Below are 16,323 nucleotides of genomic sequence, written 5' to 3' on the forward strand. Positions count from 1 at the left end.
TGGTTAGCAGTTCACGGCATTTACGGCGAGGCCGCCGAGCGAGGTTTCCTTGTACTTGCTCTGCATATCGATACCGGTCTGGCGCATGGTTTCGATTACGCTGTCCAGCGGTACGATGTGCGCGCCGGTGCCGCGCAGAGCCAGACGCGCGGCGTTAATGGCTTTCACTGCGCCCATGGTATTGCGCTCAATACAGGGCACTTGAACCAGACCGCCAATGGGGTCGCAGGTCAGACCGAGATTGTGCTCCATGCCGATTTCTGCGGCGTTTTCAATCTGCTGATTACTGCCACCCTGTACCGCCGCGAGGCCGGCGGAGGCCATGGAGCAAGCCACTCCGATTTCACCTTGGCAGCCCACCTCCGCGGCGGAGATTGACGCATTTTTCTTGAACAACATGCCAATGGCACCGGCGGTCAGCATAAATTCCACCACCTGGTCTTTGAGGTCACCGTGCTCCTCGGGGTCGTGCACGAACTGCACATAGTAGGCGATGGTGGCGGGAATCACTCCGGCCGCGCCGTTGGTGGGGGCGGTGACAATACGGCCACGTGCGGCGTTTTCCTCATTTACCGCTAGAGCAAACAGGCTTACCCAGTCGAGAATCGCCAGGCCCTTGCAGCGCTCTTCGGCAGTCTGCTTGGACAATTCGCGGTAGTGTTCCTCGGCGCGCCGACGCACACCGAGTCCGCCGGGCAATACACCGCTTTGATGGCAGCCGCGCTGGATGGAGGCGTCCATCACCTCCCAAATATGCCACAGGGCATCCTTGACCTCCTGCTCACTGCGAAACGCCTTTTCGTTTTCCATCGCCAGCTCGGCAATGGTCCATCCGTGGCGATCGCACAGAGCCATCAGTTCTTCGGCGGAACTGAAATCGTAGGGGAGCAGTGTGGCGATCTGCTCGCGGTGTTGGAAATCTTCCTCGGAGAGTACAAAGCCGCCGCCAATGGAGAAGTAGCTGCGCTCAAACAGACATTCGCCGCCAGCGAATGCCTTGCACGTCATGCCGTTCGAATGCTGCGGCAGAAACTCTTCCTTGTGAAACAGCAGGTCGCGATCGCGCTCGAAATGGATGGCGCGCTGACCGTTCAGGATCAGTTGCTGGTGTGTTTCGATTCCGGCGAGCCGCCCTTCGATGGCGTCTACATCAATGGTATCGGGGGCTTCGCCTTCGAGCCCCATCAGCACGGCCATATCGGTTCCATGGCCGATACCGGTGAGCGCCAGCGAGCCGTACAGGTGCACCTCAATCCGCTCGGTCTTGTTTAGTGTGCCCTGTTGTTCCAGATCGCAAACAAACTGGCGTGCCGCCACCATGGGGCCCACGGTGTGGGAGCTGGAAGGGCCGACGCCGATTTTGAACAGTTCGAAAACACTGATGCTCATGAGGATTCCGGGATTTTCTCGCCAAATCTGCCAGCGGTGCAGTGCGCCCGCGGGATTCGTTTTAAGTGTAGTTATGGTGCCGTTCAGCCCTGCGTGAATACCGCAGGGGCTCGGCGGCGTACACGTTCGCCGAAGCCTATTTGCAGCGCAAGGTGGGCGCCGGAAATCGAGATTATATTTGGTGAATTACCGGTCCTGGGCAACAAACTACTAGTCTTCCACCTATCGGCGCAGGGAATATTGCGAATATTTTGGCAAAGTTGGTCGCGGAGAACGCACTGAGTAGCGGCGGGCACCGGGTCTTCAGTGGCGCATTACGGTGCTGTCGCGGTGAGTGTGGCGCGCAGGGGGGCGGGGTGCCCCTCAATGGTCTTGCTGTGGTCCTCGGGATCGAGAAAATCCACTAGCGATTCAAAGCGCATCCAGTCTGTGCTGCGCTGTTCTTGCAGCGTGGTGCGGTCCAGGTCGACGGTTTTCACATTGGTGAAGCCGGTCTTGCGCAGCCAGCTTTCCAGGGTTGCGGTACTGGGGAAAAACCACACGTTGCGCATTTTGGCGTAGCGCCCTTCGGGTACGAGGCACTCCCCCAGGCCGCCGTCGATGACCAGGGTCTCCAGCAGCAGCTGACCGCCGGGGCGCAACGTCTCCTTGAGTTCGCGCAGGTGCGCCATGGGCGAGCGCCGGTGGTAGAGAACCCCCATGGACAGAGTGGTATCAAAGGCTCGCAGGTTCTCGGGCAACGCCTCGATCCCCAAAGGCAACACATCCACGGGCCTGTCGAGGCCGAGATACTTCTTCAGGGCATAAAACTGGGCAACGAACTTGGCGGAGGGGTCGATACCGATAACCCGACGGGCGCCGGCACCGTACTGACGCCAGCAGTGATAGCCACTGCCGCAACCTACGTCGAGAACCAACCGATTGGAGAGATCGTCCAGATGTGGCGCTACCCGGTCCCATTTCCAATCCGAGCGCCATTCAGTGTCGATAAAGGTATCGAACACCTTCCACGGGCCCTTGCGCCAGGGGTGTAGCTTGTGGAGCTGGGTTTCCAGGGCCTCGGTCTGTACCGGCGAGATGTCTGCCGCGCTGCCAATGCGCACTTCGCTGCCGGTCTCAATGGAAGAGGGCGCAACATCGGGAAGCGCTTCCAGTACGGCCTGCCACTCGGGGAGTTCCCCCCAGCGCGCAGGGCTCAACGCCTCGGCAATCTGCTGGGGCAGGATCGCGAGCCAGAAGCGCAGTTCGGGAATATGCTGGAGCCCGGCATAGAGCGGTGTGTAGTCAATCATCTCAGTACTTTCGCTCACTCATCCCGTTGCTTGATGGCAATCAGTGAGGCGAAATTGAAGCACTGAAACCATACGTCGACACTGTTAAAGCCGACGTTTTTAAGGCGGGTACGGTGGTCGAACAGGGTTTCCGGAACCAGTACATTTTCCAGGGCGCTGCGCTTCTGAGCGATTTCCAATGCACTGTAACCGTTGGCGGCCTTGAATGAATGGTGCAGGTCGATCATCAGCTCCTGATGGTCGTGGTCTGAGAAGGCCACTTTCTCCGAGAGAATCAGTACGCCTCCCGGGCGCAGGCCGTCGTAGATTTTCTGCAGTATTGCTTCCCGCTCTTCGGTGGCAATAAATTGCAGGGTGAAATTCAGCACCACCACCGAGGCGTTTTCGATGGCCACGTTCTGCAGGTTGTCGCACACCAGCTGTACCGGTATCTGGCCGCTGTCCGCAGCCAGTACCGTGCGGGCGCGCTCGATCATTGCCTGGGAATTGTCCACCGCAACAATCTCGCAATCTGCCGCGGGAATTCGGTGGCGCATTGCGAGTGTAGCCGCGCACAGGGAGCTGCCCAGGTCGTAGCAGCGGCTGCCGGCCTGGGCATAGCGCTCGGCGAGGGTGCCGATCATGGCCACTATCGTGGTGTAGCCCGGCACCGAGCGCTGGATCATATCCGGAAAGACTTCCACTACCGACTGGTCAAAGCTGAAGCCGGCCACCTCACCGAGAGGCTTGGAAAAAATATCGTCTTTCTTGTTCACTGCGTTTTACTCACCGTCACAGTTTTTCTTCGTGCAGGTCCAGTGCCAGCCCGGCGTCGCGGCCCTGGCTGCCGGTGACCACTGCGGTGCTGGCTTTTTCCGGTTGCAGGTAGGTCATGCCCACGCGCTGAAGATCATCGAGGGTGACTTCGGTGACCTTGCGGCGGAACTCCTGGCGAACGGCATGGGTGCGCCCATACAGGTTAGAGTGGAATGCCTTTTTCGCTTCACCGGCGGGGGAGCCGGGCTTATCCATGCCACCGACAACCCCAAGCACGGCTTCTTCCACCTGTATCTCGTCGTGGGTTTCGTTCAGCAGCCAGTCTACCGATGCGTCGAAGTCTTTGAGGGTTTCTGCCATACGCGGGTCGCGGTAGGAATAGAACCGGAATGCCCCGATGTTTACATCGTGGCTGGCACCGCCACCGTAAGCGCCGCCTTGTTCGCGAATAGTGCGGTGCAGGAATCCGTTGCGCAGGAATCCGCCGAGCACCGCCAGTGCCGGGGCGTCTGGATGGGACATGGGCACGGTGGGATAAGCCTTGGAGCAGAAATTCACCTGGCTGTTCGCAATCCACATTTCCTGCACCTTGTGCGGGGTAAAAGGTGGCTCTACTTCGGTTGTAGTTTGCGCGGCATTGTTTGCCAGCGGGCTCAGCACCTTGGTGAAATCCGCCAGGCGATCTTCTTCACCCACGACCAGGAACTGGCGTTTTGCGTCGAAGATTTTCTGGTGAATGGCGCTGAACTTTCCAGCCAGGGTTTCCAGCCCTTCGTTGCTGTCGAGCGTTTTCACCAGTGCTTTGAGCTGACGCAGGCCGAGCAGGCCTCCAGATTCATGGCCTTCCGCGGCGGCGCGGTTGAAGCCGGCGCTGGCGGCGGCCATGGCGAGTGCGTGGCCGCTGCCGACCACAGACTGTTCGCGGCGGGCCAGGGTCTGTAGCAACAGCTCTTTAATGCGCGGTAGCTCATCGAAGCGCACCTGCTCCATGGTGGCCTGCATCAGTTCGGTCAGCCCCGCCTGGTTGGCCGCCAGCGCTTTACCGGACAGGATAAAGTGCCCGGACTGGCTGTTGAGATCGTCCAGTTCCGTGCGGTGGCTGGTAAATCCGTGCAGGGAGCCGGCGACCGCCGCCTGCCACTGCTGGACTTCCAGGTAGTTTTTGTCACCGAGGCCGAGTTCACTCAAGGTCTGGCAGTAGTAGGGCACCAGAATGCGTTCTTCATCGGTGAAGTCGGGCAGCGCGGTCACCAGTTGCTGATATACCAGACCATTGGTGCCGGCCGCGTAGCGGGTTACCTTTGCACCGCTTAGCTGTACTTCTTCGCCTTCTACCTTGGGCAGCTCCGGTGGAATGTCTTCTACACCCACTTTGGGGAGGATGGACTCATCGTCCTTGCGCTGCTGGCGATCCGCCAGGGCTTTTGCGGTCTGGATAATCTGCTGCTTTTCGCTGTCGCTGAGTGCTTCTCTGATTTCTGCCAGGCGGGCTTTTTCTGCCTGCTCTGCGCGGTTCGCCATATCGGTATCGGGAGACAGTACCAGCCGTACCCGGTGTTGATTCTGAAGCAATAATTCGCGCGCCGCATTGGCGATAAACTTAGGATCTTCGATCTGCTTGCGCAGTTTTTCCAGCGCGGCATCGATATTCAGCAGGCCGATGGCGTCGCCCCGGTGAGTGGCGCCGGTCAGCGCCGTCAGGATCAGCTGCAGGCCGTACGGATAGCCGTCACCACCGATTTCTCGCTGCTGCAGTTCGAGCTGGTGCAGAGCGGCGGCTACCTGTTCGTAGGGAATGCCGTTTTCTGCGACGTCTTCGAGGACCTTCAGTACCTGCTTTTCCAGTTCGTCGGCGCGTTCGCGCTCGCTGCCTTCAATGCCACATACGAACACTAGTTCGCGCTGGGAATCGTCAAGACCGCACAGGGGGGAGGGGGACTGGCCCAGTTCGGTGGTTTCCAGCAGGTGCATCAGTGGCGATGCGCTGTTATCGAGCAGCACGCCGGAAAGCAGGTGCGCGGTCAGGGCCTGTTCAAGATCGGTGACGTCGCCAAGCAGCCAACCCAGTACGATATGGGTTTTCTCGTCCAGGTTTTCTTCACCGGGCAGTGGATACTGTTCTTCCACGCGCACCGGTGCCACATAGAGCTTTTCGCGGCCGACTTCGATGGTTTTGTGGAGTTGGTCGAATTTATGCAGGGCTTTTTCTTCGAAGATCGCCTGATGTTCTGCCGCCTCGATATCGCCGAAGGTCATAAAAATGGCGTTGCTAGGGTGGTAGTGGCTGCGGTAGAAATTCACCAGCTGCTCGTAAGTGAGGTCTGGAATATCGGAGGGCTCACCGCCTGAGTTGAAGTGGTAGGTGGTGGTCGGGAACAGATATTTGCTCAGTTTCTGCCACAATTGTGAGGTCACCGAGCTCATGGCGCCCTTCATTTCATTGAACACCACGCCTTTGAACACCAGCTCGCTTTCCGGGTTTTCGGTTTCGGCAAACTCCAGGCGGTGTCCTTCCTGGGCAAAGTCCAGCGGGTCCAGTTTGGCGAAGAATACCGCGTCCAGATATACGTCCAGCAGGTTATCGAAATCCTTGCGGTTCTGGCTTGCGAAGGGGTAGGCGGTCCAGTCGGAGCTGGTGAAGGCGTTCATAAAGGTATTCAGGGAACGCCGAATCATCATGAAGAACGGGTCGCGTACCGGGTATTTGTCACTGCCGCACAGTGCGGTGTGCTCCAGGATATGGGCGACACCGGTAGAGTCTTGTGGGACGGTACGCAGGGCGACCAAAAACACGTTTTCCGGGTTGTCTGCGGCGATGTGCAGGTGCTGGGCGCCGGTACGGCGGTGGCGGTACTCTTCCACGCGAACGCCGAGGGATTCGATTTCGGCGCTGGTAATCGGTTCGAATGCGGGGTGTACGTTGCTCAAAAGACAGCTCCAATGGGTAGGTTTCTGTCGCCAGGGGCAATTGGTGAGGCAGCCCTGGCAAAATCGGCGGCCATTTTAGCGCTCCGGGCGGTAGAAATGACAGGGTTGACAGCCAGGTGTGGCAATCGAACTAGTTGTTGACACCTGCGCCACCGGTGCGAAACTCTGGCCTTTATTTTTTGACGCAATAAATGTAGTCGATGGGGGAAGGTGCGTTGTGAACTGGATGGATTACGCGAGCTTGGTGGGTTTTTGCCTGACGTGGGCCGGGTACACGGTATTTGCCCGCAAGAAGGCGAAAACCGCCTGGTGTCTGGCTTCTTCCATGCAGTGGTACCGGGTAGAGTGGATGCTGCGCATGCTGGAGCGGGATATGCGCATGCCCGACGCCGCCATCCTGAGCAACCTCGAGCGGGTGATCGGCTTCTTTGCGTCCACCAGCATTCTGATTCTCGCCGGTTTGGTCACCGCACTGTCGGCTAATGTTGCGGCGGTGGAAGTGCTGAGTAGCTTGCCGTTTGCCCAGACCACCACGGTCGAGCAGTTCGAGATCAAGGTCATGGTGCTCATCGTGATTTACATTTTCGCCTTCTTCAATTTTACCTGGTCGCTGCGCCAGTACTCGTTTGCCAATGTGCTCTTAGGGGCGGCCCCGGCGGTCGACGAGGAGGAGGTCACTCCCGAAGAGCGTCGTCGCTACGCCATTAGTGCCGCCAAGGTGATCGACCAGGCAGGGCATAGTTACAACTACGGCCTGCGTTCCTTCTATTTTTCCATGGCAGTGATGGGCTGGTTCGTACATCCGGTGCTGTTTGTGTTCGGTTTCCTGGCGGTGATCTGGGTGCTGTATATGCGCGAGTTTCGTTCGCGCACCCTGCAGGTCATTTTGGCTGCCGAGGGGCGCTCCCTGGATCAGGTGCGGGACAAGTAATGCGGCAGCAGGAAATGGTGAAGCTGTTCACCGACCGGTACTCGCTCCGTGGCTGATCGCAATTTCGACGATCTTGCCCAGCGTTTCAGGAAAAGGATCTACGGCGGGCTCAAGGGAGATATCCGCCTGGCGGTTTTGAACCGGGACCTGGCACCTGTTCTGGACGGTAAGGGCGATAGACTCAACGTTGTGGATGCTGGAGGCGGCCAGGGGCAGTTCGCGCTGGATCTGGCTGCGGCGGGCCACCGGGTCTGGCTTACCGATATTTCTGTGGAGATGCTCGACCTTGCACGAGAGCAGGTCGCGGAGCGCGGGCTGGGCAGCCGGGTGCAGACCCTGCAATTGCCCCTGCAAGCCCTGGATTCCGACCCGCGGATTCCGTCGGCAGATCTACTGTTGTGCCATGCGGTGCTCGAGTGGCTCGAGCAGCCGCAGCAGGCACTGGTGCATCTCGCGCAATGCCTGGTGCCAGGCGGCTACCTTTCCCTCACTTTTTACAATCGTCGTGCGCTGGAATTTCGCCTGCTGCAGCGGGGCAGCCTGCGCCAGCTTGACCGCAACCGCAACAGTGGGGATTGGGGTGGGCACCCCGGGAGCCTCACACCGCAAAACCCGCTTTTGCCTGAGGAGGTAATGGGGTGGGTAGAGCAGGCTGGCCTGTCACTGGTGGCGCACAGCGGCATTCGCTGTTTCCACGATTTCATGACGCCGGAAATGCGCGATAAATTGCCGCCAGCGGCGATCGTGGAGAAGGAACTGGAATATTCCCGGGTGGACCCTTATCGACAGCTGGCCCGATACGTACACCTGTTGTGCCGGCGGGCCTGATGCTGATTACTTCTCGAGCTGTTTGAGCAGCAGGGCCTTTGCGGCATTAATTCGGGACGCCAGGTAATCGTTACCGCCGCGGTCCGGGTGGAATTTCTGAATCAGCTTGCGGTGCGCACCGATGATTTCATCGCGCGTGGCATGGGCGGGAACGCTCAGGATCTTGCGCGCTTCTTCGATAGTCAGTTGCGGCTCATGGGCTCGGTGGGGCTGGCTTTCTGCGTTCTGGCTCTCACCATTTGCGCGGCTGGCTTTTTCCTTTTCCGCCCTTTCTTTTTCTGCTTTGGCCTGAGCGTGCTTGGCAATCAGCGGCGCGATCCACGGTAGGTGTCTGCCAAAGGTTCGCCACAGGCGGTTGATAAGGGGGAGCACCACCGCCACCGCAGCGCCCACCCAGTGCAGGCGTCCGGTAACGGCAAGTAGCACCGCAGCCACCGCCAGGGCGATCAGTACGTACTGGACCAGTAGCTTGCGTCGCCGCTCAGGCGGGCTGTATTTGAACTGTTGGATTGCCAGCCAGGCAAAGATGCCTACGGCAATCAGCAAAATCATGCGACCCAAGGTGTGCTGCTCCCCGGTAAAATTGAAAACCCAAGGTCGGAAGCGTATCAGATGTCGATGCGGATGCCGATGGCATTAAAGTTGTCGAATTCTGGCTTTGCCACTACGTTGCTGCTGTCAAAGGCATTTTCAAAGTAAATGCGCACGCGCTCGTTCCAGCGGTACTGGAAACCGAGGTAGTACTGCTCCAGGCGGTATTGATTGCCCTGAACCAGTGCCGCGTCGAATTCCGGGTCGTCGGACTCCAGGTAATTGTGTCCACCGTAAAAGGAGTAACAGTTGTCGCGCCCCCAGGTATAACTGAGAAAAGATTCGGACCCCCTGGCATCGAAAAAGTTGGTAATACCCACCACCGATCCTTGCGGAGCCAACTGGTTGTTTTGCGAGCGCTGGACCACCACGGCGCCATAAAAACCTTTCTCATAAGCCCCTTTGCCGTAATAGGTGCCTATGGCGGAGGCCCAGGTGTTACTACTGGCATTAAACGAGAAACTGTCGTCGATGAGGACTGGCTCCAGGCCGGAGGTGTCAAAAACCAACCCGTCCTGGCTGGCGACATCTAGTTTGACGCGGTTGTAAGCGACTCCGAAGTACAGGCCGTCGCCAATATCAGCCAGGTACCCGGCGGAGATACCGTGGCTTATGCCAAACTCGCAGTCCGAAGGGGGACAGACCAGCTCCCGATCGGGCTCGATTTCTACCGCGGTTTCGAAGTCCGCGGTATGTGCCGCATACTGAAATCCGATTTTGAACTCGCCGGCAGCAAGATCCCAGCTCTTGCGCCATGCCAGGGCGCTGTCTGCGCGGCCCGTGCCGGTCGAACCACCATCGGTGTTGAGGCCGTAGGTGCCGCTGGCAAGACCACCGGAGACGTTGTACCAGTCAGTGATATAGGTAACTTCGTAGTACACCCCCCACTGCTTTCCCATGGAGAAGTCGCCCCAGGTGGGGTGCTTTGCAAACAGGTGCCCCTGGCGCAGGAACAGCGAATTTTGCCGGTCGCCGGGTGCTGCTTGCTGGTCACCCTGGATCACCAGATTCGACGCGGAATTGATCGCCCGCACCCCCCACTCGAGGTTGAAGCCGGTGTCCCATTCGTCGTATGCCGGTACATTGAGGCCAATGCGAATACGCGATGCCCCATCTTCCATTTGGGTATCGCCGAAGGAGTTCACCATGTGCGCGGTGAAGTACCCCTCCATATACAGAGTGACTTGATTGGACTGGTAAATGGGCACTGCATTCGCACTGGATATCGCGGCGACAGTTGCCGTCGCCAGTAGTGTTCTATGGAGGTTTTTATTCATGCGGTGCTCTCTTGCCTTCAAGAACGATTCTCGCGTGCGGCGAAAATCGGCGAGTGAACGGAGGCCATTCATAGCTCTTTAGCAAAAGTAGACCAGATGGCTCGAGAGGCCGGCTTGAACGAATACACTTCGCATAAATGGCATTCACTACCTTATTTTTGTTGAAGTTGCCGCATACAGCGTCTTGGGGGTCGTGAGTGAACGGGTTGAAATTTATACTCGGGGCGCCATCTCACACACTGCAGAAAGCGAATCGTAAAATCAAAAGGGGAGTACCTTGGCAGAAAGTCATTCTCTCAGCCGTCAGATGTTTGGGTTGACCGTACGGAAAAATGCACACCCGGATATGCGTCGGCTGCGCCGCGAAGCCGGTGATGCCAGTTTGCACGGCAACAAATTCTGGAAGAGCTCGTGCCTGACCATGGATTACCTGCAAAAACACCCATTGAAAAAGGGTGCGCGGGTTCTGGATCTCGGTTGCGGCTGGGGGCTGGGCGGTATTTTTTGTGCGAAGGAGTTTGGTGCGAAGGTGACCTCGCTGGATGCCGACCCCAGTGTGTTTCCCTTCGCTGAGTACCACGCGGAGCTGAATGGAGTATCGATCAACACCTGGAAGTGTCGCTACGAAAAAGTCACCGAAGCCGCGCTGACAGAATTTGATGCGGTGATCGGTACGGATATCTGCTTCTGGGACAAGCTCGAGGGGTTGCTGTACAACCTGACTCGCCGTGCACTGCGTGCGGGGGTAGGGCGGGTTATGCTGGTGGATCCGGGCCGCTCACCGTTTCGACGCCTTGCGGAGCGCGCAGAGGAAAAGCTCGACGCGCAGTATTTCGAGTGGCAGACTCAGCGCCCGATGAAAGCCAGCGGCTGTATTATGCTCGCGGGCGAATAACCAGTCTGTTCAACGGCTCAGCCTCAACAGGTAGGCAAACAAGGCAGAGGTATCCCAGATGCAATACGACAAGACCCAGATTCCCACGGCCGATGATGCGCTCCCCGGCCGCCCGGAAGCCATGCCCATCAGCGGCAAGCATTTTGTGTCCGGCGAGTCGATGCTGCCGCCGTTTCCCGCCGGTATGGAACAGGCAGTATTTGGCATGGGCTGTTTCTGGGGCGCCGAGCAGCTGTTCTGGGAAATAGAGGGTGTGTACGTCACCGCGGTAGGTTACGCCGGCGGCCATACCCCGAATCCGAACTACCGGGAAGTGTGTAGTGGCGGTACAGGGCACGCAGAGGTGGTGCTGGTGGTGTTTGACCCGGCGATAGTGAGTTACGAAGAGCTGTTGCGTCGCTTCTGGGAAGAGCACGATCCCACCCAGGGTATGCGCCAGGGCAACGATCTGGGGACCCAGTACCGTTCCTGTATCTACACCTTCGGTGACGACCAGCTGTCACAGGCGCAGGCGTCCGAACAGCGCTTCCAGCAGGCGCTGGCAGAGAAGGGATTTGGCAGTATCACCACAGAGATCGAGCCGGCACCGACGTTTTTCTATGCAGAAGAAGATCATCAGCAGTATCTGGCCAAGAACCCGGGTGGGTACTGCGGCCTTGCCGGAACCGGCGCCTGTCTGTTGCGCTGATCAGGCGTTTTCTTTGTTGTGATTCTCGGGTGATGAGGTGCGCGGATACAGAATATGCGCGCACCAGTCACTCCAGCTCCCCGGATACAGTCGCGCGGAGCGACCGACCTGCAGCAGTGAAAACAGGTTTACACACGCCGTTACCCCAGACCCGCAATAACACACGATATCGTCGTCGGCCGGGATGCTCTGCCAGTTTTCGCGCAGGACGGCCAGCGGCTGGATAAATCCATTTTCGTCGGTGGTCGCCTGCCAGGGCTTGTTGATGGCCCCGGGAATGTGCCCTGCAATCGGGTCGATGGGCTCTTCATTTCCCAGAAAGCGTCGGGTTTCCCGCGCATCCACCAATTGCCAGGGCGGGTTTTCCAGGTGGGGATAGAGGTCTTCGTAGTGCAGAAGTTCGCCGGCCTCGGCGGAGCCACTGAAATCGCCGGCTGCCGCAGGGTCTTCTTCACCTTCGGACACCGGCAGCCCGGCATTTTTCCAGGCCGAAAAACCACCGTTCAGGATGGTTACTTGCGTATGGCCGTAATGGCGCAGCAGCCACCAGGCACGGGCAGCAAACGCAAAGCGCTGATCATCGTATACCACCACCTGCGTTTCCGCAGAGATCCCCGCTGCGCGCGCAAACTCGGAAAACTGCTTTGCACTTGGTAATGGGTGGCGGCCGCCGTAGCGACTGCCGTTGTGATCACCGCTCGGCTCGTGAGAAGCGGAGAGATCCCGGTGTAGGCTGGCATAGCGCGCACCCGGAATATGTTCTTTGAGGTAGGCCTGCTCGCCGGCCTGCGTATCGGCCAGATTGTAGCGACAGTCGAGAATGACGAGCTGACTTCCCTGATCCTGTTGATCCAGAAGCGCTGCCAGTTCGGATACTTCAATCACACCCTGATAAGTCATAGCTACTGCTTTTTTTTATCGTCGTTATGGGCTCCAAATTAAGCCCCGGGAACGATTTTGTCCAGCTTCAGTGCGCTTCCGAATAGCGGTTTCCAGCGGTTACCTTGCGGTTGCGCTCCCCGTCTTGCTCTGATGATTCCTGCGACGCACCTTCCTGCCTTTCGCTGGACCGTTGCGCCTCTAGTTCTGCGATCTTTTTCTCCAGTTCCGCCTGGCGTGCCAGCTCCTGTTTGCGGCAGTCACTGGCGATCTCGGCGACGGGCTGTTGCGGTTGGTCGAGGAATCCGGCTGCCGCCTCCTCGGCACAATCGCTCGCAGAGATCACGTCGTGTGCCAGCTTGGGGAAGAGGATCCACTGATGGTTTGGCAGCTTCTTGCGCGCTTTGTTGGCGTCTTTGGCGGAGAGTACCGGGTCCAGGGCGCCGTGCATGACGAGGGTCGGGACCGTCGTTTTGATCGCGCGGGATTCCAGTAACGGCGCGGAAGGGATGGCCCAGATACGGCACTGGACCTGCATCATATCGATGTCTGAGCGCACCGAGCCGCCCAGAATGCCACTGTTGCTTGCGGACTGCCGGGCCAGGTCGAAGTCGACGAACGGCGCCTCTTCGTAGCAAAAATGGCTGATGCCCGCCGCATCACCAAAATTGGGGTCCAGCACCAGGCCCATAAAACTGGCAATGGAAGGCTTTAGCAGTTCTGCCTGCTGGGACTCCAGCTCCTCGATAATTGCGGGAAACTCTTTATAGAAGTGTTCGTTGTACAGGGCCTGAAACAGCACCCGCAACAGTCGCTGGCCGGTGAGCACAAAGGGATACTGCGTACCCGGGTGGATGTTGCTCGTCTCCACGGTAAGCGGCTTTTCGTCCAGCTGCTCGACCAGGGTCTCCAGGCGGCGTTTGAGATTGGGGTACTGCTTGTTACAGGTCGTGTCTTCGCTGCAGTAATCGAGTCCGCGCTGGTAAGCGGCGATCACGTCTTCTGGCAACTGCTGGGTGTAAATGATGTCGGGAAACACCGCACTGTTGAGTACCATCGCGCGTACAGATTCGGGAAAATCCCGTGCGATGGTGAGGGCATAGCGGCTCGCATAGGACACACCGTAGAGGTTCAGCTTTGGCACCCCCAGTGCCTGTCGCAACGCCTCCACGTCTCTGGCTACCGATGCGCTGTTGTAGTGGGCAAGGTCGGCCGTACCACTCAGCCGGCTGTAGCAGCGCTCCATGCTGTAGGTGAAAACGCGGGACTCCTCATCGGTGCTGAGGTTGCGGGTAAATGCCAGGTTCGCGTCTTTGATGAATTCATCACAGGCCAGTTTCGGGCTGGCCATGCCGGTGCCGCGCGGATCGATAACGATGAGATCGCGGCCGCTTTCAACGGTCATGCCGGCGTAGTTGACCCACAGCCAGTCACTGGCATTTTCCGGTTCTAGACCCATGCTGGCGCCCGGGCCACCGGCGCCCAGGTGGAGCAGGGGCTCCTTGTCCGGGTCATTGATTTCAGCGAAGAAGCGCACCACCGGAAACTGGATTTTGCGGCCGGCCGGATTGTCGTGGTTTTCCGGCACTTCCATCATGTAGCACTGGGTGGTCGGCCAGCTGGCTTCGGTATCAAACCAGCAACTTTTTGGGATCAGGTGGCTGGGGGAGGGGGCTTCAGCGGACTCCTCCCGGGTGCATCCCGCAGTCAATGCGATCATCGACATTAAGAGCAGGCTGCGGGTAACGGTTTGCGCGGAAAAAATACGTGAGGGCATAGTCGCTGTGTCTGCCGTGTAATCCTGGCTACAGGTGTGAATGTTGGTGTCTTGTCAGTCGGGGCGCATGCGTGCGATGGGGGCGGAAAGGTTCCAGCGCAGCGCCGCAAGCCGAATCCCGAGGGTGACGAAAACCGCAATGGCCACCACTGCTTCCCCGGGCAGTGCCTGAATATCGTCCAGTATCACCAGAGCGGCGGCGCCACTCAAGGCCGCTGTGGCATAAATTTCCCGTCGCAGTAGCAGGGGAATGTCGCCGCACAGGATGTCCCGGATCAGACCGCCGAATGTCCCGGTCATCACGCCCATAACGATGGCGATTGCGGGGGTGTGGCCGAGATCCAGGACTTTCTGGGTGCCGATTACCACGAACACCGCTAGGCCAGCGGCGTCGGCGATCATCAGCAGGCGCATGGGGACCTGCAGGTAGCGAATAAGGTAGAAGCTGATCACGCCGGTGGCGGCAGCGATCCACAGGTAGTAGCTGTCGGAGAGCCAGAAGACAGGGACGTTGAGAATCATATCCCGGGTGGTGCCGCCGCCGGTCGCGGTGACACAGGCCAGTACCACAGCGCCAAACAGGTCCATCTGCTTGTGGCCCGCGGCCAATACGCCGGTAAAGGCAAAGATCACGATGCCGATCAGGTCGCACCAGTGCAGAAGTTGTTCCATGGGTTCCCGTTCGCCACATTGATCGCAGATGCGGGGAATTATGGAGCCCCGTGGGGCTCCGGTACAACTGAATGCGGTGGGTGTTTAGGAAGGGGCTTAGAAAAACGCCTGCAAACCAGTCTGTGCGCGGCCAAGAATCAGCGCGTGCACATCGTGGGTGCCTTCGTAGGTGTTGACCGCTTCCAGGTTCATCGCGTGGCGAATCACATGGAATTCGTCGGCAATACCGTTGCCGCCGTGCATGTCACGGGCGGTGCGGGCGATATCCAGGGCCTTGCCGCAATTGTTGCGTTTGACCAGGGAGATCATGGTGGGGTCGAAGTGGTTTTTCTGTTCGTCCATCAGGCGACCCACGCGCAGGGAGCCCTGCAGGCCGAGAGTGATTTCGGTCTGCATGTCCGCCAGCTTTTTCTGGAACAGCTGGGTTTGCGCCAGGGGCTTGTTGAACTGCTTGCGATCGAGGCCGTACTGGCGGGCAGCGTGCCAGCAGAATTCTGCAGCACCCATGGCGCCCCAGGAGATGCCGTAGCGGGCGCGGTTCAGACAGCCAAACGGACCGCTCAGGCCTTTGATGTTCGGGAAGCGGTTCTCTTCGGGAACGAATACATTGTCCATCACGATTTCGCCGGTGATAGAGGCGCGCAGGGAAAACTTGCCTTCAATCTTCGGGGCACTGAGGCCCTCCATGCCTTTTTCCAGCACGAAGCCGCGAATATCACCTTCATCGTCCTTCGCCCAGACCACGAAGACGTCGGCGATGGGGCTGTTGGTGATCCACATCTTGGAGCCGGTCAGGCGATAGCCGCCATCGACCGATTTGGCGCGGGTCTTCATGCCGCCGGGATCGGAGCCCGCATCCGGCTCGGTAAGACCAAAGCAGCCGACCCATTCGCCGCTGGCGAGTTTGGGCAGGTACTTCTGCTTCTGCTCCTCGCTGCCGTAGGCATAGATGGGGTGCATCACCAGGCTGGACTGAACGCTCATGGCAGAGCGGTAGCCGGAGTCCACACGCTCAACCTCGCGTGCCACCAGGCCGTAGGAGACATAGTTGAGTCCCGCACAGTCGTAGCCCTCGATGGTGGAGCCGAGCAGTCCCAGCTCACCCATTTCACGCATGATATTGCGGTCGAACACTTCATTGCGGTTGGCTTCAAGCACCCGCGGCATCAGTTTTGACTGGCAGTATTCCCGCGCGGTGTCGCGGATCATTCGTTCTTCATCGCTCAGCTGGCGGTCCAGCAGCAGAATATCGTCCCAGTGGGCCAGTGGCTGGTTCTTGCTCATGGTTTGTTTTGGTCCGTACTTGTGGTTCCTGAGGTCATCATAGCGAACCTTTATCGAGACTTCACTATTTGTGATCACATTCTTGAGGCTGGCTACAGGAGGAGGGTTGGCCGGAGGGTGCGGTGCAGGGACGTTC

General features: G+C 58.7%; 14 protein-coding genes. 4 read left to right on the forward strand and 10 right to left on the reverse strand.

Going from position 1 to position 16,323, the window contains the following annotated elements; translation table 11 throughout:
• Positions 1-3 precede the first annotated feature (3 nt).
• The 4 genes from LC059_RS06150 to LC059_RS06165 all read right to left on the reverse strand — a co-directional run bounded on the left by LC059_RS06150 (position 4) and on the right by LC059_RS06165 (position 6,365).
• Positions 4-1,389: an L-serine ammonia-lyase gene (locus tag LC059_RS06150; protein ID WP_226702931.1), complete on the reverse strand. Its 1,386-nt coding sequence runs from the start codon at positions 1,387-1,389 to the stop codon at positions 4-6.
• A gap of 314 nt (positions 1,390-1,703) precedes the next feature.
• A complete protein-coding gene (gene cmoB, locus LC059_RS06155) occupies positions 1,704-2,681 on the reverse strand; it encodes a tRNA 5-methoxyuridine(34)/uridine 5-oxyacetic acid(34) synthase CmoB (RefSeq protein ID WP_226703189.1) in 978 nt (325 codons plus the stop codon).
• A gap of 14 nt (positions 2,682-2,695) precedes the next feature.
• Positions 2,696-3,436 carry a carboxy-S-adenosyl-L-methionine synthase CmoA gene (gene cmoA, locus LC059_RS06160; protein WP_226702932.1) on the reverse strand — a complete coding sequence of 247 codons (741 nt, stop codon included), beginning with the start codon at positions 3,434-3,436 and terminating at the stop codon, positions 2,696-2,698.
• Positions 3,437-3,452: 16 nt separating this feature from the next.
• Entirely contained in the window at positions 3,453-6,365 is a 2,913-nt protein-coding gene (locus tag LC059_RS06165) for an insulinase family protein (protein WP_226702933.1), read from the reverse strand.
• Positions 6,366-6,591: 226 nt separating this feature from the next.
• Here LC059_RS06165 and LC059_RS06170 point away from each other — a divergent pair, with 226 nt between their 5' ends.
• Entirely contained in the window at positions 6,592-7,296 is a 705-nt protein-coding gene (locus tag LC059_RS06170) for a DUF599 domain-containing protein (protein ID WP_226703190.1), read from the forward strand.
• A gap of 48 nt (positions 7,297-7,344) precedes the next feature.
• The gene (locus LC059_RS06175) at positions 7,345-8,124 is read left to right on the forward strand and encodes a methyltransferase (RefSeq protein WP_226702934.1); all 780 of its coding nucleotides are present in this window, start codon (positions 7,345-7,347) and stop codon (positions 8,122-8,124) included.
• 6 nt (positions 8,125-8,130) lie between these two features.
• On the opposite strand, the gene LC059_RS06180 is transcribed toward LC059_RS06175, so the two are convergent.
• Both LC059_RS06180 and LC059_RS06185 read right to left on the reverse strand, forming a co-directional pair.
• Positions 8,131-8,676 carry a molecular chaperone DnaJ gene (locus tag LC059_RS06180; RefSeq protein WP_226703191.1) on the reverse strand — a complete coding sequence of 182 codons (546 nt, stop codon included), beginning with the start codon at positions 8,674-8,676 and terminating at the stop codon, positions 8,131-8,133.
• 56 nt (positions 8,677-8,732) lie between these two features.
• Complete coding sequence (locus LC059_RS06185) at positions 8,733-9,992, reverse strand: porin (protein WP_226702935.1); 1,260 nt, start codon at positions 9,990-9,992, stop codon at positions 8,733-8,735.
• Positions 9,993-10,269: 277 nt separating this feature from the next.
• On the opposite strand from LC059_RS06185, the gene LC059_RS06190 reads away from it, so the two are divergent.
• Both LC059_RS06190 and msrA read left to right on the forward strand, forming a co-directional pair.
• Positions 10,270-10,887 carry a class I SAM-dependent methyltransferase gene (locus tag LC059_RS06190; protein WP_226702936.1) on the forward strand — a complete coding sequence of 206 codons (618 nt, stop codon included), beginning with the start codon at positions 10,270-10,272 and terminating at the stop codon, positions 10,885-10,887.
• Between the two features lie 58 nt (positions 10,888-10,945).
• A complete protein-coding gene (gene msrA / locus LC059_RS06195; RefSeq protein ID WP_226702937.1) occupies positions 10,946-11,575 on the forward strand; it encodes a peptide-methionine (S)-S-oxide reductase MsrA in 630 nt (209 codons plus the stop codon).
• Here msrA and LC059_RS06200 read toward each other — a convergent pair whose 3' ends face one another.
• The 4 genes from LC059_RS06200 to LC059_RS06215 all read right to left on the reverse strand — a co-directional run bounded on the left by LC059_RS06200 (position 11,576) and on the right by LC059_RS06215 (position 16,187).
• Entirely contained in the window at positions 11,576-12,475 is a 900-nt protein-coding gene (locus tag LC059_RS06200; RefSeq protein WP_226702938.1) for a sulfurtransferase, read from the reverse strand.
• Between the two features lie 67 nt (positions 12,476-12,542).
• Positions 12,543-14,231 (reverse strand): alpha/beta hydrolase, encoded by a 1,689-nt coding sequence (locus LC059_RS06205; RefSeq protein WP_226702939.1) that lies wholly within the window; start codon positions 14,229-14,231, stop codon positions 12,543-12,545.
• 54 nt (positions 14,232-14,285) lie between these two features.
• Positions 14,286-14,903, reverse strand: coding sequence for a trimeric intracellular cation channel family protein (locus LC059_RS06210; RefSeq protein WP_226702940.1), 618 nt, complete (start codon positions 14,901-14,903; stop codon positions 14,286-14,288).
• Between the two features lie 96 nt (positions 14,904-14,999).
• Positions 15,000-16,187 (reverse strand): acyl-CoA dehydrogenase, encoded by a 1,188-nt coding sequence (locus LC059_RS06215; protein ID WP_226702941.1) that lies wholly within the window; start codon positions 16,185-16,187, stop codon positions 15,000-15,002.
• Positions 16,188-16,323 lie beyond the last annotated feature (136 nt).

This window comes from Microbulbifer elongatus (assembly GCF_020524885.1).
GTDB lineage: Bacteria > Pseudomonadota > Gammaproteobacteria > Pseudomonadales > Cellvibrionaceae > Microbulbifer > Microbulbifer elongatus_A.